Here is a 23,705-nt window from a genome sequence, read left to right as displayed (position 1 = left end):
TCACGGCGTTAGCACCATCAGTACACGGAGGTTGCGAGCCCATGGCGCTCGACCAGTCTTTTGTCGGACGCACGTACCCGCCCACCGACCCGTACGAGGTCGGCCGGGAAAAGATCCGGGAATTCGCGGAGGCGATCGGGGACCCCAACCCCGCCTACACCGACGCGGATGCCGCCAAGGCGCTCGGGTATCCGGATGTGATCGCACCGCCGACTTTTGTGTTCGCAATCACATTCAAGGCCGCGGGGCAGGTTATCGAGGACCCGCAACTGGGCCTGGATTACAGCCGGGTGGTGCACGGCGACCAGAAGTTCGCCTACACCCGGCCGGTGCGCAGCGGCGACCGACTGGCCGTCACCTCCACCATCGAGGCGATCAAGACCATGGCGGGCAACGACATCATCGACATCCGCGGCGAGGTGCACGACGAGGCGGGCGAACACGTCGTGACCGCCTTCACCAAGCTGGTGGCCCGGCGCGCCGAGGAGGCCTGAGATGACCGCGAAGATCTCTTACGACGACGTCGAGGTCGGCACCGAACTCCCGGCGCAGACCTTCCCCGTGGACCGCGCCACACTCGTCCGCTACGCGGGCGCCTCCGGCGACTTCAACCCGATCCACTGGAACGAGAAGTTCGCCAAGGAGGTCGGCCTGCCCGACGTCATCGCCCACGGCATGTTCACCATGGCCGAGGCGATCCGGGTGGTCACCGACTGGGCCGGCGACCCCGGCGCGGTCGCCGAATACGGCGTGCGCTTCACCAAGCCCGTGATCGTCCCCAACGACGACCAGGGCGCGCTGATCGAGGTCAGCGCCAAGGTCGCGGCCAAGCTCGACGACGACGCCCGCACGGTCCGGGTCGACCTCACCGCGATGAGCGCGGGCCAGAAGGTGCTGGGCATGTCCCGCGCGGTCGTCCGCCTGGCCTGAGCCCGCCGAAGAAGCGGAACCGGGGGCGGCAGAAGCGGAGCCGGGGGCGGCCGGACGGGATCGTCCGACCGCCCCCGTACCCTTGTGCGCGTGCAGGAACGCCACGGAGAAGCAAACGCCCCGCTCGCCCCGCTGACCACCTTCCGGCTCGGCGGACCGGCGAACCGCCTCGTCACGGCCACCACCGACGACGAGGTGATCGCCGCCGTCCGCGCCGCCGACGACGCCGGCACGCCACTGCTGATCATCGGCGGCGGCAGCAACCTCGTCATCAGCGACAAGGGCTTCGACGGCACGGCCCTGCGCATCGCCACCACCGGCTTCGAGCAGGACGGCACCGCCCTCACCCTCGCCGCGGGCGAGAACTGGTCCGACGCGGTCGCCCGCACCGTCGCGGCCGGACTGGCCGGCGTCGAGTGCCTGGCCGGCATCCCCGGCTCGGCCGGCGCCACCCCGGTGCAGAACGTCGGCGCGTACGGCCAGGAGGTCGCCACCACGATCACCGAGGTCCTCGCCTACGACCGCCGCACCGGCGAGACCGTCACCCTCACCAACGAGGAGTGCGGCTTCGCCTACCGCGACAGCCGCTTCAAGCAGGACCCCGACCGCTTCGTGGTCCTGCGGGTCCGCTTCGCCCTGGAGGACGCCGGCGGCCTCTCCGCGCCCCTGAAGTACGCCGAGACCGCCCGCGCCCTCGGCGTCGAGGTCGGCGACCGGGTCCCGCTGGACATCGCCCGCAAGACCGTCCTGGCCCTCCGCGCCGGCAAGGGCATGGTGCTGGACCCCGACGACCACGACACCTGGTCGGCCGGCTCGTTCTTCACCAACCCGATCCTCACCGAGGCCCAGCACGCCGCCTTCCTGGAGCGCGTCCGGGACCGCCTCGGCCCCGACACCGCCCCGCCCGCCTTCCCGGCCGGCGACGGCCTGGTGAAGACCTCCGCGGCCTGGCTCATCGACCGCGCCGGCTTCACCAAGGGCTACGGCAGCGGCCCGGCCCGCATCTCGACCAAGCACACCCTCGCGCTCACCAACCGCGGCGAGGCCACCACCGAGGACCTGCTCGCCCTGGCCCGCGAGGTCCGGGACGGCGTCCACGCGGCCTTCGGCATCACCCTCGTCAACGAACCCGTGACGGTCGGCGTCAGCCTCTAGACGGGCTCCAGGGCGCCGCCACGGGCCGCTGGGGCAGTACGAGCCCGCTGGGGCTCCTGTGGCGCCCGCGGCGTCCTACGCGGCCAGCCAGGCGTCGATCTCCGCCAGCAGCCGCCGCTGCTCGTCCTCGGGCGCGCGCGAGCCCCGGACGGACTGCCGGGCCAGCTCGGCCAGCTCCGCGTCGCTGAAGCCGTGCGCGGTACGGGCGAGCTCGTACTGCGCGGCCAGCCGCGAGCCGAACAACAGCGGGTCGTCCGCCCCCAGCGCCATCGGCACCCCGGCGTCGAAGAGCGTCCGCAGCGGTACGTCCTCGGGCTTCTCGTAGACGCCCAGCGCCACATTGGAGGCCGGGCACACCTCGCAGGTCACCTGGCGCTCGGCCAGCCGCCGCAGCAGCGCCGGATCCTCCGCGGCCCGTACGCCGTGCCCCACCCGGCCGGCGTGCAGATCGTCCAGGCAGTCCCGGACGCTGGCCGGTCCGGACAGCTCACCGCCGTGCGGCGCCGCCAGCAGCCCGCCCTCCCGGGCGATCGCGAAGGCCCGGTCGAAGTCCCGGGCGAAACCCCGGCGTTCGTCGTTGGAGAGCCCGAAACCGATCACCCCGTGGTCCGCGTAGCGCACCGCCAGCCGCGCCAGCGTCCGGGCGTCCAGCGGGTGCTTCATGCGGTTCGCCGCGATCAGTACACGGATACCGAGGCCGGTGTCCCTGGAGGCGGCGTGCACCGCGTCCAGGATGATCTCCAGGGCCGGGATCAGCCCGCCCAGCCGGGGCGCGTACGAGGTCGGGTCGACCTGGATCTCCAGCCAGCGCGAGCCGTCCCGGACGTCCTCCTCGGCGGCCTCGTGCACCAGCCGCTGGATGTCCTCGGGTGCGCGCAGACACGAGCGCGCGATGTCGTACAGCCGCTGGAAGCGGAACCAGCCCCGCTCGTCCGTGGCCCGCAGCCGGGGCGGCTCACCGCTGCGCAGGGCCTCGGGCAGATGGACGCCGTACTTGTCGGCGAGGTCCAGCAGGGTCGCGGACCGCATCGAACCGGTGAAGTGCAGGTGCAGATGGGCCTTCGGCAGCCGGCGCAGATCTCGGGCGGCGGCCCCGTCGCGGTCACGAGAGCTCTCCATTCGAGGATCTTGCCGTATCAGGGCGGCACGCCGGTAGGCCCTTTCCCGAAGGGGTGTCCGGAAGAACGCACGAGCGGGCGGCCGGAACGCGTCCGGCCGCCCGCTCACCCACCAAAACGGTGGTCCCTACTTGGCCTCCGCCAGCAGCTTCTGGATCCGGGACACGCCCTCGACCAGGTCCTCGTCGCCCAGCGCGTAGGAAAGCCGCAGGTAGCCGGGGGTGCCGAAGGCCTCACCCGGGACGACGGCGACCTCCGCCTCCTCCAGGATGAGCTCGGCCAGCTCCACGCTGCTCTGCGGGCGCTTGCCGCGGATCTCCTTGCCCAGCAGCTCCTTCACCGACGGGTACGCGTAGAACGCGCCCTCGGGCTCCGGGCACAGCACCCCGTCGATCTCGTTGAGCATCCGCACGATCGTCCTGCGGCGCCGGTCGAAGGCGACCTTCATCTCCTCGACGGCCGTCAGATCGCCGGAGACGGCCGCGATGGCCGCCACCTGCGCGACGTTGGAGACGTTGGAGGTGGCGTGCGACTGGAGGTTCGTCGCGGCCTTGATGACGTCCTTGGGGCCGATCGCCCAGCCCACCCGCCAGCCGGTCATCGCGTACGTCTTGGCCACGCCGTTGACGATGATGCACTTGTCGCGCAGCTCGGGCACGACCACCGGCAGCGACGCGAACTGCGCGTCGCCGTAGACCAGGTGCTCGTAGATCTCGTCGGTGAGGACCCACAGCCCGTGCTCCGCGGCCCAGCGGCCGACCGCCTCGACCTGCTCGCGGGAGTAGACCGCACCGGTCGGGTTCGACGGCGAGACGAACAGCAGCACCTTCGTGCGCTCCGTGCGCGCCGCCTCCAGCTGCTCGACGGTCACGCGGTAGCCGGTGGTCTCGTCCGCGACCACGTCGACCGGGACCCCGCCCGCCAGCCGGATCGACTCCGGGTAGGTGGTCCAGTACGGAGCGGGCACGATGACCTCGTCGCCCGGGTCGAGGATCGCCGCGAACGCCTCGTAGATCGCCTGCTTGCCGCCGTTCGTCACCAGGACGTTCGCGGCCTCGACCTCGTAGCCCGAGTCGCGCAGCGTCTTCGCGGCGATCGCGGACTTCAGCTCGGGGAGGCCGCCGGCCGGGGTGTAGCGGTGGAACTTCGGGTTGCGGCAGGCCTCCACGGCCGCCTCGACGATGTAGTCGGGCGTGGGGAAGTCGGGCTCACCGGCGCCGAAGCCGATCACCGGGCGTCCGGCGGCCTTGAGGGCCTTCGCCTTGGCGTCGACGGCGAGGGTCGCGGACTCGGAGATCGAACCGACGCGGGCCGAGACCCGGCGGTCGGCGGGGGACGAAACGGAAGGGTTCGCAGCGCTCATACATGCATCGTTGCAGACCTCCGCCGGGCCCGGTACGCGGGTTTGTGGCCACCACCCGGAGGGATCCTGTTCGACGCCCGGCCCGGAAACACGTACACTCGCTGACCGTTGGCCCTCAACAGGCAGCCACGGCGAACGCACTTAGTGCAGTCGCCCGCATGCGGTAGGTTGGGGGAACCACAAAGGGTCGTAGCTCAATTGGTAGAGCACTGGTCTCCAAAACCAGCGGTTGGGGGTTCAAGTCCCTCCGGCCCTGCTACACGCACTCTCACCGCAGTGCGTGCACGTGTACGTATGAAATGCACCGCCGTGCGGCAGGGCAGGGCGCGGCACGGCCACGAACCGGATTCAGGTGAGGACGAGTGACGGACGCCCTGGGCTCCATCGACATGCCTGAGCGCGGTCGCTCCGAGGACGAGGCCGCCGAGTCCCAGAAGAAGCCCCGGCGCGGCGGCAAGCGCGGCAAGAAGGGTCCCTTCGCGCGTCTTGCGCTTTTCTACCGCCAGGTCATCGCGGAGCTCCGCAAGGTCGTCTGGCCCACGCGCAACCAGCTGTCGACGTACACCAGTGTGGTGATCGTCTTCGTTGTCATCATCATCGGTCTCGTAACCGTGATTGACTTGGGAATCAACCGAGTCGTCGGGTACGTCTTCGGCTGATCCCGCGGAGGGCGCCTGCGCGGGCGCCATTTCGCATGTTCAACCCCTTGAAGCCAGGAAGAAGCAGCCACCGTGTCTGACCCGAACCTGAACGACGCCGCCGAATCCGCCGAGACGGCAGCGGCCGACGTTGACGCGGCTGCCTCGGCCGAGGTCGAGGGCGAGGACACCGCGCAGGAGATCGTCGAGGGCGCCGACACCGTCGACGAGCTCGACGCCGAGGAAGCCGCCGCCGGCGAGCCCGCCGAAGAGGCCGCGGTGCACGTCGAGGAGGACGCCGAGGCCACCGCCGAGGTCGCCGAGGACGAGTCGGCCGAGGAGCAGGAGCCGGTCGACCCGGTGGCCGCCCTCCGCGACGAACTGCGCGGTCTGCCCGGTGAGTGGTACGTCATCCACACCTACGCGGGCTACGAGAATCGCGTGAAGACCAACCTCGAACAGCGCGCCGTCTCGCTGAACGTCGAGGACTACATCTTCCAGGCCGAGGTGCCGCAGGAAGAGGTCGTCCAGATCAAGAACGGCGACCGCCGTACCGTCCGCCAGAACAAGCTCCCGGGCTACGTGCTCGTGCGCATGGACCTGACGAACGAGTCCTGGGGCGTGGTCCGCAACACCCCGGGCGTCACCGGCTTCGTCGGCAACGCCTACGACCCCTACCCGCTGACGCTGGACGAGATCGTCAAGATGCTCGCCCCGGAGGCCGAGGAGAAGGCCGCCAAGGAGGCCGCCGCGGCCGAGGGCAAGCCGGCGCCGTCCCGCAAGGTCGAGGTCCAGGTCCTGGACTTCGAGGTGGGCGACTCCGTCACGGTCACCGACGGTCCGTTCGCGACGCTCCAGGCGACGATCAACGAGATCAACGCCGACTCGAAGAAGGTCAAGGGCCTGGTCGAGATCTTCGGCCGGGAGACCCCGGTCGAGCTGTCCTTCGACCAGATCCAGAAGAACTGATCGAGTTCCTCTGATCCGGAGGGCCGCGGGGCCCTTCCGGACCACCAGCCACCGGCCAGGTCAGACGGGCGCCAGCCTGTCTGACCTGTCGGTTTTTGGCCGCGCGACCATACCCGTTATCGTTGTGCGGTATGCCTCCATCCGGATGACCGGATGGACTGGCGAAACACCTCTCACTAGGACCCGGAGAGAGCATGCCTCCCAAGAAGAAGAAGGTCACGGGGCTTATCAAGCTCCAGATCAGCGCCGGCGCCGCAAACCCGGCTCCGCCGGTCGGCCCCGCGCTGGGCCAGCACGGCGTCAACATCATGGAGTTCTGCAAGGCCTACAACGCCGCGACCGAGTCGCAGCGTGGCATGGTCGTGCCGGTGGAGATCACGGTCTACGAGGACCGTTCCTTCACCTTCGTCACCAAGACCCCCCCGGCCGCGAAGCTCATCCTGAAGGCCGCGGGCGTGGAGAAGGGCTCCGGCGAGCCGCACAAGACCAAGGTCGCCAAGATCACCCGCGACCAGGTCCGTGACATCGCCACCACCAAGATGCCCGACCTGAACGCCAACGACCTGGACGCCGCCGAGAAGATCATCGCCGGCACCGCCCGTTCCATGGGCATCACGGTCGAGGGCTGATCCCAGCCCCTTTGGCACCCCGTGGCAGGACCAGGCGCTGGTCCGGACCACGACTCCATCCCACTGCATCAGGAGCAGAAGTGAAGCGCAGCAAGACTCTTCGCAACGCGGACGCGAAGATCGACCGGGAGCGTCTGTACGCCCCGCTCGAGGCCGTCCGTCTCGCCAAGGAGACCTCGTCCGCCAAGTTCGACGCGACCGTCGAGGTCGCCATGCGTCTGGGTGTCGACCCGCGCAAGGCCGACCAGATGGTCCGTGGCACCGTGAACCTCCCGCACGGCACCGGTAAGACCGCCCGGGTCCTGGTCTTCGCGACCGGTGACCGTGCTGCGGCCGCGGAAGCCGCCGGCGCCGACATCGTCGGCTCGGACGAACTGATCGACGAGGTCTCCAAGGGCCGTCTGGACTTCGACGCCGTCGTCGCCACCCCGGACCTGATGGGCAAGGTCGGCCGCCTCGGCCGCGTGCTCGGTCCCCGTGGTCTGATGCCGAACCCGAAGACCGGCACGGTCACCCCGGACGTCGCCAAGGCTGTCACCGACATCAAGGGCGGCAAGATCGAGTTCCGCGTGGACAAGCACGCGAACCTCCACTTCATCATCGGCAAGGTCTCCTTCGACGAGACCAAGCTGGTGGAGAACTACGCCGCGGCTCTTGAGGAGATCACCCGCCTCAAGCCGTCCGCCGCCAAGGGCCGGTACATCAAGAAGGCCACCATCACCACCACGATGGGCCCCGGCATCCCGGTGGACAGCAACCGCACCCGCAACCTCCTCGTCGAGGACGAGGCCGTCTGATCTGTCTGATCGACGCCTCACAGCGCGCGTAAAGCCGTCAGGCCCCGCTCTCCCGTACGGAGGGCGGGGCCTGACGCATGCGTGTCACCCGTCTGGTCTAAAGTCCTCCCGACGCCCAGTACGGGATTTCTAAGGGGGAGCCCAGTGCGCAGCACGCGTATGACCGCCGTGGTGGCGGGAGTTGTCATGATGGCCGGCCTGACCGCCTGTAACGGCGGCAAGAGCGACAACGCCGGTGGCAGTGGCGGATCGGGCTCCGGCCAGTCCCCGCTCCAGGTCGCGCTGGCGTCGCTGAAGACGGCGGCACAGCAGACGGGCGGCAAGAAGTCCGCCCAGGTCGACGGCACGCTCAAGAACGCCATCTCCACCCAGTCGATGAAGGGTGCGATGGACTGGTCCCAGGGCATGCGGATGAACCTCGACATCACGCAGTCCGCGGGGATGCTGGCCGGCCGGCCCACGAAGGCGGTGTACACGTCCGACGCGATGTACATGAACATGGGCACGCCGGTGGGCGGCAAGTCCTGGGTCAAGTACGACTACGACGTCCTGGCCAAGAAGATGGGCCCGACCGGCGCCCTGATCAAGGACCAGATGAACAACAACAACCCGACCCGGGCGATGGAGCTGCTGATCGCCTCCGGCAAGGTCAAGGAGGCCGGCAAGGAGGACGTCCGCGGCGTCCAGGCCACCCACTACACCGGCACCCTCTCGATCTCCGAGCTGACCCGCATGCAGTCGAAGAACGTCAGCGAGTCGGACATGAAGGCGCTGGAGCAGCAGCTCAAGAAGTCCGGTGCGGGGCAGGAAGCCATCGACCTGTGGATCAGCTCGGACAACCTGCTGGTCAAGAAGCGTGAGCAGCTGGTCGGCGGCAAGCTCCCGTACGACTCGACCGTCTTCTACTCGAACTACGGCACCAAGGTCCCGGACCAGGTGCCGGCGGCCGGTGACACGGTGGACTTCGACAAGGTCGGCAAGCCGTAAGTGAGCCGTTGAACGGCGGGCAGGGGGCGCGGCCGGCGCCCCCTGTCGGCCGATTTGCCTGACGCAGGTCGCTCCCGTACCGTATGCGGGAAGCCAAAGACCGCTGGTTGTCGCTGCGCGTCCGAACCCGGGCGTGTGGAGGCCGAAGGATCCGCTAGCTGCGGACGACCTGCGCAGGTGACTGTGGAAGAAAGCTCCCGGGCGTCAGCCTGGTCGAGTTCTCGCCCCGTGCGCCTGCGCCGGGGCGTTTGTTTTGCCCAGCCCCTTCTGCGCGGTCCTCATCACCCGGAAGGAGGCCGAGGCTCATGGCGACGTCCGACAAGATCGCAGCTGTTGAGGAGATCACGGAGAAGCTCCGTAACTCCAACGCGGCTGTTGTGACCTCTTACACCGGACTGACTGTGGCGCAGCTCAAGCAGCTGCGTCGTTCTCTCGGCGAGAACGCTCAGTACCGTGTGGTGAAGAACACGCTGACCAAGATCGCGGCCAATGAGGCCGGGATTCAGCTGGACGAGCACCTCAGTGGCTCGACGGCTGTCGCCTTTGTGACCGGTGACCCGGTCGAGGCGGCGAAGGGTCTTCGTGACTTCGCCAAGGACAACCCCGCTCTCGTCATCAAGGGCGGTGTCCTTGAAGGCAAGGCGCTGTCCGCCGACGAGATCAAGAAGCTTGCGGACCTTGAGTCCCGCGAGGTTCTGCTCAGCAAGCTGGCCGGTGCCATGAAGGGCAAGCAGTCGCAGGCTGCCGCGCTCTTCCAGGCGCTGCCGTCGAAGTTCGTCCGCACCGCGGAAGCGCTTCGCGCCAAGCAGGCCGAGCAGGGCGGTGCCGAGTAATTCGGCTCGCACATTGGCACCCCGCGCCCAGGTACGCCTAGGCCGGGAGGCCACAGCGGGCCCGAACGTACGCCCGCCTCACATGTACATCCGGCACCAGCCGAATTAGTGGAAGGACCGCCCATCATGGCGAAGCTCAGCCAGGAAGACCTGCTCGCGCAGTTCGAGGAGATGACCCTCATCGAGCTCTCCGAGTTCGTGAAGGCGTTCGAGGAGAAGTTCGACGTCACCGCTGCCGCCCCGGCCGCCGTCGTCGCCGCCGGTGCCCCGGGTGCCCCGGCCGCCGCCGCCGAGGAGGAGAAGGACGAGTTCGACGTCATCCTCACCGGTGCCGGCGACAAGAAGATCCAGGTCATCAAGGTCGTGCGTGAGCTGACCTCCCTGGGCCTGAAGGAGGCCAAGGACCTCGTGGACGGCACCCCGAAGCCGGTCCTCGAGAAGGTCGCCAAGGACGCCGCCGAGAAGGCCGCCGAGGCCCTCAAGGGCGCCGGTGCCTCCGTCGAGGTCAAGTGACCCCACTGAGTCTCCGACTCACGTCCGTGTCACCTGAGGTGTAACGGACACCCAGCCAAGGGCGATCACCCATACGGGTGGTCGCCCTTCGGCGTGCTCGCCCGGGCTGCGTTGTCTCCGGCCGGAGTGCGAGTATGGTGATCTTCGTTGCCCGGACGTGCTCCCATGTGACGATCTCGCAGAGGTGGGGGGCCTTGACGAACCGGACGCGGCGCGCAATTCTCGGGACGCGACGCTGAAGCGATCCAGGGTTCGAGGCATGGATCGCCGACGAAGAGGGAAGCATCGGTGTGCGCCACTGGCGCAGGGCTTTCGGCAGGCGCAGGGCATTGAGAAGAACAAACGAGGGGCTCCTCCGGCGCGACGGAGGACGCGACTTCCCGGAGGGAGAAGATCGGTATCACGGTGCTGAACCGGTCTCCGGAAACTCGCCCTGGACATCAGTGGGCCTTGTGGCTACACTGACCCTTTGCGCTGCCTGTTAGCTGCTCCCTGCCCGTCACCAGGGGCATATCCGAGCCCGAGCAAAGCTGGATGATCCGCCCTGACCTGGGCTTTCCCTCAGTCTGCTCGATTCGGGACCGGTACGCGCGTAGTGAGTCCGAGCCCTCGGAAGGACCCCCTCTTGGCCGCCTCGCGCAACGCCTCGACTGCCAATACGAACAACGGCGACAGCACCGCCCCGCTGCGCATCTCTTTTGCGAAGATCAAGGAGCCCCTCGGGGTTCCGAACCTCCTTGCGCTGCAGACCGAAAGCTTCGACTGGCTGCTCGGCAATGCCGCATGGAAGGGTCGCGTCGAGGCTGCGCTGGAGAGTGGGCAGGAAGTTCCCACCAAGTCCGGTCTCGAAGAGATCTTCGAAGAGATCTCCCCGATCGAGGACTTCTCCGGGTCGATGTCGCTGACGTTCCGCGACCACCGCTTCGAGCCCCCGAAGAACTCCATCGACGAGTGCAAGGAGCGCGACTTCACGTACGCCGCCCCGCTCTTCGTCACGGCGGAGTTCACCAACAACGAGACCGGTGAGATCAAGTCCCAGACGGTCTTCATGGGCGACTTCCCGCTCATGACGAACAAGGGCACCTTCGTCATCAACGGCACCGAGCGTGTCGTGGTGTCGCAGCTGGTCCGCTCGCCGGGCGTGTACTTCGACAGCTCCATCGACAAGACGTCCGACAAGGACATCTTCTCCGCCAAGATCATTCCGTCCCGGGGTGCCTGGCTGGAGATGGAGATCGACAAGCGCGACATGGTCGGTGTGCGCATCGACCGCAAGCGCAAGCAGTCCGTCACCGTCCTGCTCAAGGCGCTCGGCTGGACCACCGAGCAGATCCTCGAGGAGTTCGGCGACTACGAGTCCATGCGCGCCACCCTGGAGAAGGACCACACCCAGGGCCAGGACGACGCGCTGCTGGACATCTACCGCAAGCTGCGTCCGGGCGAGCCGCCGACCCGCGAGGCCGCGCAGACGCTGCTGGAGAACCTCTACTTCAACCCGAAGCGCTACGACCTCGCCAAGGTCGGCCGCTACAAGGTCAACAAGAAGCTCGGTGGCGACGAGCCGCTGGACGCCGGTGTGCTCACCACCGACGACGTCATCGCCACGATCAAGTACCTGGTCAAGCTGCACGCCGGCGAGACCGAGACGATCGGCGAGAACGGCACCTCGATCGTCGTCGAGACCGACGACATCGACCACTTCGGCAACCGTCGTCTGCGCAACGTCGGCGAGCTCATCCAGAACCAGGTCCGCACGGGTCTGGCCCGTATGGAGCGCGTCGTGCGCGAGCGCATGACCACCCAGGACGTCGAGGCGATCACGCCGCAGACGCTGATCAACATCCGGCCGGTCGTCGCCTCCATCAAGGAGTTCTTCGGCACCAGCCAGCTGTCCCAGTTCATGGACCAGACCAACCCGCTGTCGGGTCTGACCCACAAGCGCCGTCTGTCGGCGCTGGGCCCGGGTGGTCTCTCCCGTGAGCGGGCTGGCCTGGACGTCCGTGACGTCCACCCGTCGCACTACGGCCGCATGTGCCCGATCGAGACGCCGGAAGGCCCGAACATCGGTCTGATCGGCTCGCTCGCCTCGTACGGCCGGGTCAACGTCTTCGGCTTCATCGAGACCCCGTACCGCAAGGTCGTCGACGGTCAGGTCACCGAAGAGGTGGACTACCTCACCGCCGACGAGGAGGACCGCTTCCTCATCGCCCAGGCCAACGCGAAGCTGACCGACGACATGCGGTTCGCCGAGCAGCGTGTCCTGGTCCGCCGCCGCGGCGGCGAGGTCGACCTGGTCCCCGCCGACGAGGTGCACTTCATGGACGTCTCGCCGCGCCAGATGGTGTCGGCCGCGACCGCCATGATCCCGTTCCTCGAGCACGACGACGCCAACCGCGCGCTCATGGGATCGAACATGATGCGCCAGGCCGTTCCGCTGATCAAGGCGGAGTCGCCGCTGGTCGGCACCGGCATGGAGTACCGCTGCGCGGTCGACGCCGGCGACGTCATCAAGGCGGAGAAGGACGGTGTGGTCCAGGAGGTCTCCGCGGACTACATCACCGTCGCCAACGACGACGGCACGTACACCACGTACCGCGTCGCCAAGTTCACCCGCTCCAACCAGGGCACCTCCTTCAACCAGAAGGTCGTCGTGGACGAGGGCGCGCGGGTCATCGAGGGCCAGGTCCTCGCCGACGGTCCGTCCACGGACCAGGGCGAGATGGCGCTCGGCAAGAACCTGCTCGTCGCGTTCATGCCGTGGGAGGGCCACAACTACGAGGACGCGATCATCCTGTCGCAGCGCCTCGTGCAGGACGACGTCCTCTCCTCGATCCACATCGAGGAGCACGAGGTCGACGCCCGTGACACCAAGCTCGGCCCCGAGGAGATCACCCGGGACATCCCGAACGTCTCCGAGGAGGTCCTCTCCGACCTCGACGAGCGCGGCATCATCCGGATCGGTGCCGAGGTCGTCGCCGGCGACATCCTCGTCGGCAAGGTCACGCCCAAGGGTGAGACCGAGCTGACCCCCGAGGAGCGCCTGCTCCGCGCGATCTTCGGTGAGAAGGCGCGCGAGGTGCGCGACACCTCGCTGAAGGTGCCGCACGGTGAGATCGGCAAGGTCATCGGCGTCCGCGTCTTCGACCGCGAGGAGGGCGACGAGCTGCCCCCGGGCGTGAACCAGCTGGTCCGCGTCTACGTCGCGCAGAAGCGCAAGATCACCGACGGTGACAAGCTCGCCGGCCGTCACGGCAACAAGGGCGTCATCTCGAAGATCCTGCCGGTCGAGGACATGCCGTTCCTGGAGGACGGCACCCCGGTCGACATCATCCTCAACCCGCTGGGTGTCCCGTCCCGAATGAACCCGGGACAGGTCCTGGAGATCCACCTCGGCTGGCTCGCCAGCCAGGGCTGGAAGGTCGAGGGCGGCGAGGAGTGGCAGCAGCGGCTCCAGGCGATCGGCGCCGACGACGTCGCGCCGCGCACCAACGTCGCGACCCCGGTCTTCGACGGTGCGCGCGAGGACGAGCTCGCCGGCCTCTTCGAGTCGACGCTCCCCAACCGCGACGGCGAGCGGATGGTCAAGAGCTCCGGCAAGGCCCAGCTCTTCGACGGCCGCTCCGGTGAGCCGTTCCCGGACCCGATCTCGGTCGGGTACATGTACATCCTCAAGCTCCACCACCTGGTCGACGACAAGCTGCACGCCCGCTCGACCGGTCCGTACTCGATGATCACCCAGCAGCCGCTGGGTGGTAAGGCCCAGTTCGGTGGCCAGCGCTTCGGTGAGATGGAGGTGTGGGCGCTGGAGGCTTACGGCGCCGCGTACGCCCTCCAGGAGCTGCTGACGATCAAGTCCGACGACGTCACCGGCCGCGTGAAGGTCTACGAGGCCATCGTCAAGGGCGAGAACATCCCGGAGCCCGGCATCCCCGAGTCCTTCAAGGTCCTCATCAAGGAGATGCAGTCCCTGTGCCTCAACGTGGAGGTGCTGTCCTCGGACGGCATGTCCATCGAGATGCGCGACACCGACGAGGACGTCTTCCGCGCTGCGGAGGAGCTCGGCATCGACCTGTCCCGGCGCGAGCCGAGCAGCGTCGAAGAGGTCTGACGGGTCTGGCCGGGAGCTTCTGCCCAGGAGCTCCCGGCCGCTCCCCGGACCCCGTTCAGACCATCTAGATACGACCCTGAGAGGGATTGACGCATAGTGCTCGACGTCAACTTCTTCGACGAGCTGCGGATCGGCCTCGCCACCGCTGACGACATCCGTCAGTGGTCCCACGGTGAGGTCAAGAAGCCGGAGACCATCAACTACCGCACCCTCAAGCCCGAAAAGGACGGACTCTTCTGCGAGAAGATCTTCGGTCCGACCCGGGACTGGGAGTGCTACTGCGGTAAGTACAAGCGCGTCCGCTTCAAGGGCATCATCTGCGAGCGGTGCGGCGTCGAGGTCACTCGCGCCAAGGTGCGCCGTGAGCGGATGGGCCACATCGAGCTGGCCGCTCCCGTCACCCACATCTGGTACTTCAAGGGCGTCCCGAGCCGGCTGGGCTACCTGCTGGACCTGGCCCCGAAGGACCTCGAGAAGGTCATCTACTTCGCCGCGTACATGATCACGTTCGTGGACGAGGAGCGCCGCACCCGCGATCTGCCCTCGCTGGAGGCCCACGTCTCCGTCGAGCGCCAGCAGATCGAGCAGCGCCGCGACTCCGACCTGGAGGCCCGCGCCAAGAAGCTCGAGACCGACCTGGCCGAGCTGGAGGCCGAGGGCGCCAAGGCCGACGTGCGCCGCAAGGTGCGCGAGGGTGCCGAGCGTGAGATGAAGCAGCTGCGCGACCGTGCGCAGCGCGAGATCGACCGCCTCGACGAGGTCTGGAACCGCTTCAAGAACCTCAAGGTCCAGGACCTGGAGGGCGACGAGCTGCTCTACCGCGAGCTGCGTGACCGCTTCGGCACGTACTTCGACGGGTCGATGGGTGCCGCGGCGCTGCAGAAGCGCCTGGAGACCTTCGACCTGGAGGAGGAGGCCGAGCGCCTCCGCGAGATCATCCGGACCGGCAAGGGCCAGAAGAAGACCCGTGCGCTCAAGCGCCTGAAGGTCGTCTCCGCCTTCCTGCAGACCCGCAACAGCCCCAAGGGCATGGTGCTGGACTGCATCCCGGTGATCCCGCCGGACCTGCGTCCGATGGTGCAGCTGGACGGTGGCCGCTTCGCGACCTCCGACCTGAACGACCTGTACCGCCGTGTCATCAACCGCAACAACCGCCTGAAGCGGCTTCTCGACCTCGGCGCGCCCGAGATCATCGTGAACAACGAGAAGCGCATGCTCCAGGAGGCCGTCGACGCGCTCTTCGACAACGGCCGTCGTGGTCGCCCGGTCACGGGCCCCGGCAACCGTCCGCTGAAGTCGCTGTCCGACATGCTCAAGGGCAAGCAGGGCCGCTTCCGTCAGAACCTGCTCGGTAAGCGCGTCGACTACTCGGCCCGTTCCGTCATCGTCGTCGGCCCGCAGCTGAAGCTGCACCAGTGCGGTCTGCCCAAGGCCATGGCGCTGGAGCTCTTCAAGCCGTTCGTGATGAAGCGCCTGGTGGACCTGAACCACGCGCAGAACATCAAGTCGGCCAAGCGCATGGTCGAGCGTGGCCGCACCGTCGTGTACGACGTCCTCGAAGAGGTCATCGCCGAGCACCCGGTGCTGCTGAACCGTGCGCCCACCCTGCACCGCCTCGGCATCCAGGCCTTCGAGCCGCAGCTGGTCGAGGGCAAGGCCATTCAGATCCACCCGCTCGTCTGCACCGCGTTCAACGCGGACTTCGACGGTGACCAGATGGCCGTCCACCTCCCGCTGTCCGCGGAGGCGCAGGCCGAGGCCCGCATCCTGATGCTGTCCTCGAACAACATCCTCAAGCCGGCCGACGGCCGTCCGGTCACCATGCCGACCCAGGACATGGTGCTCGGCCTCTTCTTCCTCACCACGGATGAAGAGGAGCGCGAGGTCAAGGGCGAGGGCCGGGCCTTCGGCTCGGTCGCCGAGGCGATCATGGCCTTCGACGCCCGTGAGCTCTCGCTGCAGGCGAAGGTCGACATCCGCTTCCCGATCGGCACGGTTCCGCCCCGCGGCTGGACCCCGCCGGTTCCGGAGGAGGGCGAGCCCGAGTGGCAGCAGGGTGACAGCTTCCGGCTGCGGACGACCCTGGGCCGTGCGCTCTTCAACGAGCTGCTGCCCGAGGACTACCCGTTCGTCGACTACTCGGTGGGCAAGAAGCAGCTCTCCGCGATCGTCAACGACCTGGCCGAGCGCTACCCGAAGGTCATCGTGGCGGCGACGCTCGACAACCTGAAGGCTGCCGGCTTCCACTGGGCGACCCGTTCCGGCGTCACCGTCGCCGTTTCGGACATCGTCGTGCCGGAGGCCAAGAAGGCCATCGTCGCGGGCTACGAGGCCCAGGACGAGAAGGTCCAGAAGCAGTACGAGCGCGGTCTGATCACCAAGGACGAGCGCACTCAGGAACTGATCAACATCTGGACCAAGGCGACCAACGAGGTCGCCGAGGCGATGAACGAGAACTTCCCCAAGACGAACCCCATCTTCATGATGGTTGACTCGGGTGCCCGAGGAAACATGATGCAGATGCGGCAGATCGCCGGTATGCGTGGTCTGGTGTCGAACGCGAAGAACGAGACCATCCCGCGTCCGATCAAGGCGTCGTTCCGCGAGGGTCTGTCCGTGCTGGAGTACTTCATCTCCACGCACGGTGCCCGTAAGGGTCTGGCGGACACCGCCCTTCGTACCGCCGACTCCGGTTACCTCACCCGTCGTCTGGTCGACGTCTCCCAGGACGTCATCATTCGCGAGGAGGACTGTGGCACCGAGCGCGGCCTCAAGCTGCGGATCGCCTCGAAGGACGCCGCCGGTGTCCTGCGCAAGGCGGACGACGTCGAGTCCAGCGTCTACGCCCGCATGCTGGCCGAGGACGTCGTCGTCGACGGCAAGGTCGTCGCGCCGGCGAACGTCGACCTCGGTGACGTGCTCATCGACGCGCTGGTCAACGCCGGCGTCGAGGAGGTCAAGACCCGCTCGGTCCTGACCTGTGAGTCCGCGGTCGGCACCTGCGCCTTCTGCTACGGCCGTTCGCTGGCCACCGGCAAGCTGGTCGACATCGGTGAGGCGGTCGGCATCATCGCCGCCCAGTCCATCGGTGAGCCCGGCACCCAGCTGACGATGCGTACCTTCCACACCGGTGGTGTGGCCGGTGACGACATCACCCTGGGTCTGCCGCGTGTCGTCGAGCTCTTCGAGGCCCGTACGCCCAAGGGTGTCGCCCCGATCTCGGAGGCGGCCGGCCGCGTCCGGATCGAGGAGACCGAGAAGACCAAGAAGGTCATCGTCACGCCGGACGACGGCAGCGACGAGACGGCCTACGGCGTCTCCAAGCGCGCCCGTCTGCTGGTGGGCGAGGGCGACCACGTCCAGGTCGGCCAGCCGCTGACCGTGGGTGCGATCAACCCGCACGACGTGCTGCGGATCCTCGGCCAGCGTGCCGTCCAGGTCCACCTGGTCGGCGAGGTCCAGAAGGTCTACAACAGCCAGGGCGTGGCGATCCACGACAAGCACATCGAGATCATCATCCGGCAGATGCTGCGCCGCGTGACGATCATCGAGTCCGGCGACGCGGAGCTGCTGCCGGGCGAGCTGGTGGAGCGCACGAAGTTCGAGAGCGAGAACCGTCGCGTCGTGGCGGAAGGCGGCCACCCGGCCTCCGGCCGTCCGCAGCTGATGGGTATCACCAAGGCTTCGCTGGCGACGGAATCCTGGCTGTCGGCCGCCTCCTTCCAGGAGACGACCCGAGTCCTGACGGACGCGGCGATCAACGCCAAGTCCGACAGCCTCATCGGCCTCAAGGAGAACGTCATCATCGGTAAGCTCATCCCGGCCGGTACGGGCCTGTCCCGCTACCGCAACATCCGGGTCGAGCCCACCGAGGAGGCCAAGGCCGCGATGTACTCGGCCGTCGGTTACGACGACATCGACTACTCGCCCTTCGGCACCGGCTCCGGCCAGGCGGTCCCGCTGGAGGACTACGACTACGGCCCGTACAACCAGTAACCCTGGTCCGTACACCGTCCACAGGGCGGCCACCCTCCGGGGTGGCCGCCCTGCGGCATTGGGGGCCGCGCGGGGGAACTTGTCCTCCCATCCCTGCGTCTGTGATGAGAAGATGGGGAGAACTGTCGAGCGGGGGGAGGGTCGCGACGTGGCATTCCAGCCGTGGCAGGGCGGGCAGCCCGCTCAGCCGTGGAATCAGGTGCCTGCCATGCGTGCCTCGCACGCCGATCGTGAGCGGACGGTCGATGTGCTCAAGGCGGGGTTCGCCGAGGGGCGGCTGTCGCAGCCGGAGTACGAGCAGCGGCTGACCCGGGCGTACAAGGCGCAGACCCACGCCGAGTTGCAGATGCTGGTCTCGGACCTGCCGATGGGGCCGGTGCCGCAGGCCCAGTTCGTACCGCAGCGGCCGGTGCCGGCGACGTTCATGCCGATGCAGATGCCGCCGCCGCAGGCGACCAACGGCTCGGCGACCGGTGCGCTGGTCTGTGGGCTGATGACGCCGGTGACCTGGGGGCTGACCGCGATCCCGGCGGTGATCCTGGGCCACAAGGCGCGCGCCGAGATCCGCCGCACCGGGGAGCGCGGGGACGGGCAGGCGCTCACCGGACTGATCCTGGGCTGGCTGGCGATCGGTGGCTGGGCGCTGATGTTCCTGGTGTGGATCCTGCTCGCGGCGGTCAACCTCTGACCGTGCCGCGGGGGAGCCCGCGCCTTCTTCCGTACGGGCCGCTCGCGCACTACGGTGGCCGCAGCGCCGTGACGAGTCCGGCGTGTCCTTCGCGTGTGCATTTGTTTTGACCGCAGCCAATGCGGTAGGTACGCTCTGACCTTGTGCCTGGGGTGTCCCTGGGCTGCCGTGCGCGCAATCTCCCCAAGCCACCGGCCGGGAGGCCACCAGCACGGAAGCCGGGTCTCGACACCGCAATCTGCCGCCTTCTCGTTCCAGCGGGGACCGGACTGCAGTATTCGACACACCCGACCGCGTGGGTCGGGAGCGTTCCAGGTTAGCTTTACCGAGACTGGCACACAGAAACCGGAGAAACGGTGCCTACGATCCAGCAGCTGGTCCGCAAGGGCCGGCAGGACAAGGTCGAGAAGAACAAGACGCCCGCACTCGAGGGTTCCCCCCAGCGCCGCGGCGTCTGCACGCGTGTTTTCACCACCACCCCGAAGAAGCCGAACTCGGCCCTGCGTAAGGTCGCGCGTGTGCGTCTGACCAGCGGGATCGAGGTCACCGCTTACATTCCGGGTGAGGGCCACAACCTCCAGGAGCACTCGATCGTGCTCGTGCGTGGCGGCCGTGTGAAGGACCTGCCGGGTGTTCGGTACAAGATCATCCGCGGCTCCCTCGACACGCAGGGCGTCAAGAACCGCAAGCAGGCTCGCAGCCGCTACGGCGCCAAGAAGGAGAAGTAAGAATGCCTCGTAAGGGCCCCGCCCCGAAGCGCCCGGTCATCATCGACCCGGTCTACGGTTCTCCTCTGGTGACCTCCCTCATCAACAAGGTGCTGCTGAACGGAAAGCGCTCCACCGCTGAGCGCATCGTTTACGGCGCCATGGAGGGGCTGCGCGAGAAGACCGGCAACGACCCGGTCATCACCCTCAAGCGCGCGCTCGAGAACATCAAGCCGACCCTCGAGGTCAAGTCCCGCCGCGTCGGTGGCGCGACCTACCAGGTCCCGGTCGAGGTCAAGCCCGGCCGTGCCGCCACCCTCTCGCTCCGCTGGCTCGTGGGCTACTCGCGCGCCCGTCGCGAGAAGACCATGACCGAGCGCCTCATGAACGAACTGCTCGACGCCTCCAACGGCCTCGGCGCTTCGGTCAAGAAGCGTGAGGACACGCACAAGATGGCCGAGTCCAACAAGGCCTTCGCGCACTACCGCTGGTAGTCGCAACCCACATCGAGACCGAGAGAAGATTGAGCCACTATGGCTACCACTTCGCTTGACCTGGCCAAGGTCCGCAACATCGGGATCATGGCCCACATCGACGCGGGCAAGACGACCACCACCGAGCGGATCCTGTTCTACACCGGTGTTTCTTACAAGATCGGTGAGGTCCACGACGGCGCTGCCACGATGGACTGGATGGAGCAGGAGCAGGAGCGCGGCATCACGATCACGTCTGCCGCGACGACCTGCCACTGGCCGCTGGACAACGTCGACAACACCATCAACATCATCGACACCCCGGGCCACGTCGACTTCACCGTCGAGGTGGAGCGCTCGCTGCGCGTGCTCGACGGTGCGGTGACGGTGTTCGACGGTGTTGCCGGTGTGGAGCCCCAGTCCGAGACCGTTTGGCGTCAGGCGGACCGCTACGGCGTTCCGCGCATCTGCTTCGTCAACAAGCTCGACCGTACGGGTGCCGAGTTCCACCGCTGCGTCGACATGATCACGGACCGCCTCGGCGCGACCCCGATCGTGATGCAGCTGCCCATCGGTACCGAGATGGACTTCAAGGGTGTCGTCGACCTCGTCAAGATGAAGGCTCTCGTCTGGTCGGCCGAGGCCGCCAAGGGCGAGATGTACGACACCGTCGACATCCCGGACACGCACATCGAGGCCGCCGACGAATGGCGCGGCAAGCTCCTCGAGGTCGTCGCCGAGAACGACGAAGAGATCATGGAGCTCTACCTGGAGGGCCAGGAGCCCACCGAGGAGCAGCTCTACGCGGCGATCCGCCGGATCACCATCGCCTCCGGCAAGGCGGAGAACACCACCGTCACCCCGGTGTTCTGCGGTACCGCGTTCAAGAACAAGGGCGTCCAGCCCCTGCTCGACGCGGTCGTGCGCTACCTCCCCTCCCCGCTTGACGTCGAGGCCATCGAGGGCCACGCCGTCAACGACCCGGAGGAGGTCGTCAAGCGCAAGCCGTCCGAGGACGAGCCGCTGTCCGCCCTTGCGTTCAAGATTGCGAGCGACCCCCACCTGGGCAAGCTCACCTTCATCCGGGTGTACTCGGGCCGCCTTGAGGCCGGCTCGCAGGTGCAGAACTCGGTGAAGGGCAAGAAGGAGCGCATCGGCAAGATCTACCGGATGCACGCGAACAAGCGTGAGGAGATCGACTCGGTGGGTGCCGGTGACATCGTCGCCGTCATGGGTCTGAAGCAGACCACCACCGGTGAGACCCTCTGTGACTCCGCCAACCAGGTCATCCTGGAGTCGATGGAGTTCCCGGCCCCGGTCATCCAGGTCGCCATCGAGCCCAAGTCCAAGGGCGACCAGGAGAAGCTGGGTGTCGCCATCCAGCGTCTCGCCGAAGAGGACCCCTCGTTCCAGGTGCACACCGACGAGGAGACCGGCCAGACCATCATCGCGGGTATGGGCGAGCTGCACCTCGACGTGCTGGTCGACCGTATGAAGCGTGAGTTCCGGGTCGAGGCCAACGTCGGCAAGCCGCAGGTCGCCTACCGCGAGACCCTGCGCAAGGCGGTCGAGCGCCTGGACTACACGCACAAGAAGCAGACCGGTGGTTCCGGTCAGTTCGCGAAGGTCCAGATCGCGCTGGAGCCCCTCGAGGGCGACGGGTACGAGTTCGAGAACAAGGTCACCGGTGGCCGCATCCCGCGGGAGTACATCCCGTCCGTGGACGCGGGCTGCCAGGAGGCCATGGAGTTCGGTGTTCTCGCCGGCTACCCGCTGACCGGCGTCAAGGTCACGCTGCTCGACGGCGCGTTCCACGAGGTCGACTCCTCCGAGATGGCCTTCAAGATCGCCGGTTCGATGGCCTTCAAGGAGGCCGCCCGCAAGGCCTCCCCGGCCCTGCTCGAGCCGATGATGAAGGTCGAGGTCACCACGCCCGAGGACTACATGGGCGATGTGATCGGCGACATCAACTCCCGCCGTGGTCAGATCCAGTCCATGGAGGACCGCAGCGGGGCCAAGCTCGTCACGGGCCTGGTTCCCCTCTCGGAGATGTTCGGCTACGTCGGAGACCTCCGCAGCAAGACGTCGGGTCGCGCGAGCTACTCGATGCAGTTCGACTCCTACGCCGAGGTTCCGCGGAACGTCGCCGAGGAGATCATCGCGAAGGCCAAGGGCGAGTAACTCCGGTCCCGTAAGAACCGGAGCGCAACACGCTTTAGGCTTGACACCGTCTGATGGGGGTAATCCCCGCAAACCGTGAGGATTGCCCCCGTCAGCCGGCACCCCAGCAAAGATCACCTGGCGCCGATGAGTAAGGCGTACAGAACCACTCCACAGGAGGACCCCAGTGGCGAAGGCGAAGTTCGAGCGGACTAAGCCGCACGTCAACATCGGCACCATCGGTCACATTGACCACGGTAAGACGACCCTCACGGCCGCCATTACCAAGGTGCTGCACGACGCGTACCCGGACCTGAACGAGGCCTCGGCCTTCGACCAGATCGACAAGGCTCCTGAGGAGCGCCAGCGCGGTATCACCATCTCCATCGCGCACGTCGAGTACCAGACCGAGTCGCGTCACTACGCGCACGTCGACTGCCCCGGTCACGCGGACTACATCAAGAACATGATCACCGGTGCGGCGCAGATGGACGGCGCCATCCTCGTGGTCGCCGCGACCGACGGCCCGATGCCGCAGACCAAGGAGCACGTGCTCCTGGCCCGCCAGGTCGGCGTTCCGTACATCGTTGTCGCCCTGAACAAGGCCGACATGGTGGACGACGAGGAGATCCTGGAGCTCGTCGAGCTCGAGGTCCGTGAGCTCCTCTCCGAGTACGAGTTCCCCGGCGACGACGTTCCGGTCGTCAAGGTCTCGGCGCTCAAGGCGCTCGAGGGCGACGCCGAGTGGGGCAAGTCCGTCCTCGACCTGATGAAGGCCGTCGACGAGTCGATCCCGCAGCCCGAGCGTGACGTCGACAAGCCGTTCCTGATGCCGATCGAGGACGTCTTCACGATCACCGGTCGTGGCACCGTCGTCACCGGTCGTATCGAGCGCGGTGTCCTGAAGGTCAACGAGACCGTCGACATCATCGGCATCAAGACCGAGAAGACCACCACCACGGTCACCGGTATCGAGATGTTCCGCAAGCTGCTCGACGAGGGCCAGGCCGGTGAGAACGTCGGTCTGCTGCTCCGCGGCATCAAGCGCGAGGACGTCGAGCGCGGCCAGGTCATCATCAAGCCGGGCTCGGTCACCCCGCACACCGAGTTCGAGGCGCAGGCCTACATCCTCTCCAAGGACGAGGGTGGCCGCCACACGCCGTTCTTCAACAACTACCGTCCGCAGTTCTACTTCCGTACCACGGACGTGACGGGCGTTGTGACCCTTCCCGAGGGCACCGAGATGGTCATGCCGGGCGACAACACCGAGATGTCGGTCAGCCTGATCCAGCCGGTCGCCATGGAGGAGGGCCTGAAGTTCGCCATCCGTGAGGGTGGCCGGACCGTCGGCGCCGGCCAGGTCACCAAGATCGTCAAGTAAGACGGTCCGCTCGACCTGGTAGCTCCCCGGAGCGCCCCAAGGAGCCCCGCACACCGCAAGGTGGGCGGGGCTCCTTGACAGTTGGGGATCGATTGGCCTTGGGTGCCGGGCGTATGGCACACTGTCCAGGTTGCTCGGTTGAGTGCCGATGCTGCGCGCCTCCCGCCGGGAGGACCGGAAGCGAGTCCCAGGTATTCGTCGCCCCTCTTCAGGGGCGGAAGTACGGGAATCTTCCGGGAAGCGTCAGCGGGGTGCCTCGG

19 protein-coding genes and 1 tRNA gene are annotated in these 23,705 nt (G+C 67.4%); 18 read left to right on the top strand and 2 right to left on the bottom strand.

Translation table 11 applies throughout. The features are described 5' to 3' along the window. Positions 1–41 precede the first annotated feature (41 nt). The 3 genes from AB0E02_RS24905 (at position 42) to AB0E02_RS24895 (ending at position 2,085) form a co-directional block, all read left to right on the top strand. Positions 42–494 (top strand): MaoC family dehydratase N-terminal domain-containing protein, encoded by a 453-nt coding sequence (locus tag AB0E02_RS24905; RefSeq protein ID WP_030412992.1) that lies wholly within the window; start codon positions 42–44, stop codon positions 492–494. 1 nt (position 495) lies between these two features. After that, positions 496–930, top strand: coding sequence for a MaoC family dehydratase (locus tag AB0E02_RS24900; protein ID WP_360949665.1), 435 nt, complete (start codon positions 496–498; stop codon positions 928–930). A 90-nt stretch (positions 931–1,020) separates the two neighbouring features. Beyond that, positions 1,021–2,085: a UDP-N-acetylmuramate dehydrogenase gene (locus AB0E02_RS24895; protein ID WP_362142717.1), complete on the top strand. Its 1,065-nt coding sequence runs from the start codon at positions 1,021–1,023 to the stop codon at positions 2,083–2,085. 75 nt (positions 2,086–2,160) lie between these two features. On the opposite strand, the gene AB0E02_RS24890 is transcribed toward AB0E02_RS24895, so the two are convergent. After that, entirely contained in the window at positions 2,161–3,204 is a 1,044-nt protein-coding gene (locus AB0E02_RS24890; RefSeq protein WP_362142715.1) for an adenosine deaminase, read from the bottom strand. 126 nt (positions 3,205–3,330) lie between these two features. After that, on the bottom strand, positions 3,331–4,566 hold the full coding sequence (locus AB0E02_RS24885) for a pyridoxal phosphate-dependent aminotransferase (protein WP_201803180.1): 1,236 nt from the start codon (positions 4,564–4,566) through the stop codon (positions 3,331–3,333). 183 nt (positions 4,567–4,749) lie between these two features. On the opposite strand from AB0E02_RS24885, the gene AB0E02_RS24880 reads away from it, so the two are divergent. The 15 genes from AB0E02_RS24880 to tuf all read left to right on the top strand — a co-directional run bounded on the left by AB0E02_RS24880 (position 4,750) and on the right by tuf (position 23,445). Further along, positions 4,750–4,822 (top strand) — tRNA-Trp (locus AB0E02_RS24880). Between the two features lie 106 nt (positions 4,823–4,928). Continuing rightward, positions 4,929–5,225, top strand: a complete 297-nt coding sequence (gene secE / locus AB0E02_RS24875) for a preprotein translocase subunit SecE (protein ID WP_362142713.1) — start codon at positions 4,929–4,931, stop codon at positions 5,223–5,225. A gap of 72 nt (positions 5,226–5,297) precedes the next feature. Beyond that, the gene (gene nusG / locus AB0E02_RS24870) at positions 5,298–6,173 is read left to right on the top strand and encodes a transcription termination/antitermination protein NusG (protein WP_030412998.1); all 876 of its coding nucleotides are present in this window, start codon (positions 5,298–5,300) and stop codon (positions 6,171–6,173) included. Between the two features lie 194 nt (positions 6,174–6,367). Next, positions 6,368–6,802: a 50S ribosomal protein L11 gene (rplK, locus tag AB0E02_RS24865; RefSeq protein WP_030803101.1), complete on the top strand. Its 435-nt coding sequence runs from the start codon at positions 6,368–6,370 to the stop codon at positions 6,800–6,802. An 80-nt stretch (positions 6,803–6,882) separates the two neighbouring features. Continuing rightward, a complete protein-coding gene (rplA, locus tag AB0E02_RS24860; protein WP_030803104.1) occupies positions 6,883–7,599 on the top strand; it encodes a 50S ribosomal protein L1 in 717 nt (238 codons plus the stop codon). Between the two features lie 144 nt (positions 7,600–7,743). After that, positions 7,744–8,586, top strand: coding sequence for a hypothetical protein (locus AB0E02_RS24855; protein ID WP_362142711.1), 843 nt, complete (start codon positions 7,744–7,746; stop codon positions 8,584–8,586). A 305-nt stretch (positions 8,587–8,891) separates the two neighbouring features. Then, positions 8,892–9,419, top strand: a complete 528-nt coding sequence (rplJ, locus tag AB0E02_RS24850) for a 50S ribosomal protein L10 (RefSeq protein ID WP_030413003.1) — start codon at positions 8,892–8,894, stop codon at positions 9,417–9,419. A 126-nt stretch (positions 9,420–9,545) separates the two neighbouring features. Next, positions 9,546–9,932, top strand: coding sequence for a 50S ribosomal protein L7/L12 (rplL, locus tag AB0E02_RS24845; protein ID WP_030413004.1), 387 nt, complete (start codon positions 9,546–9,548; stop codon positions 9,930–9,932). A 625-nt stretch (positions 9,933–10,557) separates the two neighbouring features. Then, entirely contained in the window at positions 10,558–14,040 is a 3,483-nt protein-coding gene (gene rpoB / locus AB0E02_RS24840; RefSeq protein WP_362142708.1) for a DNA-directed RNA polymerase subunit beta, read from the top strand. A 96-nt stretch (positions 14,041–14,136) separates the two neighbouring features. Then, entirely contained in the window at positions 14,137–18,036 is a 3,900-nt protein-coding gene (locus AB0E02_RS24835; RefSeq protein ID WP_265362215.1) for a DNA-directed RNA polymerase subunit beta', read from the top strand. A 208-nt stretch (positions 18,037–18,244) separates the two neighbouring features. After that, the gene (locus AB0E02_RS24830; protein WP_362142706.1) at positions 18,245–18,724 is read left to right on the top strand and encodes a DUF1707 and DUF4190 domain-containing protein; all 480 of its coding nucleotides are present in this window, start codon (positions 18,245–18,247) and stop codon (positions 18,722–18,724) included. Between the two features lie 356 nt (positions 18,725–19,080). After that, a complete protein-coding gene (gene rpsL / locus AB0E02_RS24825) occupies positions 19,081–19,452 on the top strand; it encodes a 30S ribosomal protein S12 (protein ID WP_003948652.1) in 372 nt (123 codons plus the stop codon). A gap of 2 nt (positions 19,453–19,454) precedes the next feature. After that, the gene (rpsG, locus tag AB0E02_RS24820) at positions 19,455–19,925 is read left to right on the top strand and encodes a 30S ribosomal protein S7 (RefSeq protein WP_004571813.1); all 471 of its coding nucleotides are present in this window, start codon (positions 19,455–19,457) and stop codon (positions 19,923–19,925) included. Positions 19,926–19,964: 39 nt separating this feature from the next. Beyond that, positions 19,965–22,085, top strand: coding sequence for an elongation factor G (fusA, locus tag AB0E02_RS24815; RefSeq protein WP_362142703.1), 2,121 nt, complete (start codon positions 19,965–19,967; stop codon positions 22,083–22,085). Between the two features lie 166 nt (positions 22,086–22,251). Continuing rightward, positions 22,252–23,445: an elongation factor Tu gene (gene tuf, locus AB0E02_RS24810; RefSeq protein ID WP_030803122.1), complete on the top strand. Its 1,194-nt coding sequence runs from the start codon at positions 22,252–22,254 to the stop codon at positions 23,443–23,445. The last annotated feature ends 260 nt before the right edge of the window (positions 23,446–23,705 follow it).

The sequence above is a fragment of the Streptomyces sp. NPDC048196 genome (assembly GCF_040652715.1).
Classification (GTDB): domain Bacteria; phylum Actinomycetota; class Actinomycetes; order Streptomycetales; family Streptomycetaceae; genus Streptomyces; species Streptomyces siderophoricus.
Note: the sequence above shows the minus strand (reverse complement) of the source record. Positions and strands in the feature narration are given on the sequence as shown.

Bases quoted from the DNA above. Each gene is read 5' to 3' on its own strand.
- AB0E02_RS24905 (WP_030412992.1), top strand. From the start codon at position 42: ATGGCGCTCGACCAGTCTTTTGTCGGACGCACGTACCCGCCCACCGAC.
- AB0E02_RS24900 (WP_360949665.1), top strand. From the start codon at position 496: ATGACCGCGAAGATCTCTTACGACGACGTCGAGGTCGGCACCGAACTC.
- AB0E02_RS24890 (WP_362142715.1), bottom strand. From the start codon at position 3,204: ATGGAGAGCTCTCGTGACCGCGACGGGGCCGCCGCCCGAGATCTGCGC.
- AB0E02_RS24885 (WP_201803180.1), bottom strand. From the start codon at position 4,566: ATGAGCGCTGCGAACCCTTCCGTTTCGTCCCCCGCCGACCGCCGGGTC.
- rplK (WP_030803101.1), top strand. From the start codon at position 6,368: ATGCCTCCCAAGAAGAAGAAGGTCACGGGGCTTATCAAGCTCCAGATC.
- rplJ (WP_030413003.1), top strand. From the start codon at position 8,892: ATGGCGACGTCCGACAAGATCGCAGCTGTTGAGGAGATCACGGAGAAG.
- rplL (WP_030413004.1), top strand. From the start codon at position 9,546: ATGGCGAAGCTCAGCCAGGAAGACCTGCTCGCGCAGTTCGAGGAGATG.
- AB0E02_RS24830 (WP_362142706.1), top strand. From the start codon at position 18,245: ATGCGTGCCTCGCACGCCGATCGTGAGCGGACGGTCGATGTGCTCAAG.
- rpsG (WP_004571813.1), top strand. From the start codon at position 19,455: ATGCCTCGTAAGGGCCCCGCCCCGAAGCGCCCGGTCATCATCGACCCG.
- fusA (WP_362142703.1), top strand. From the start codon at position 19,965: ATGGCTACCACTTCGCTTGACCTGGCCAAGGTCCGCAACATCGGGATC.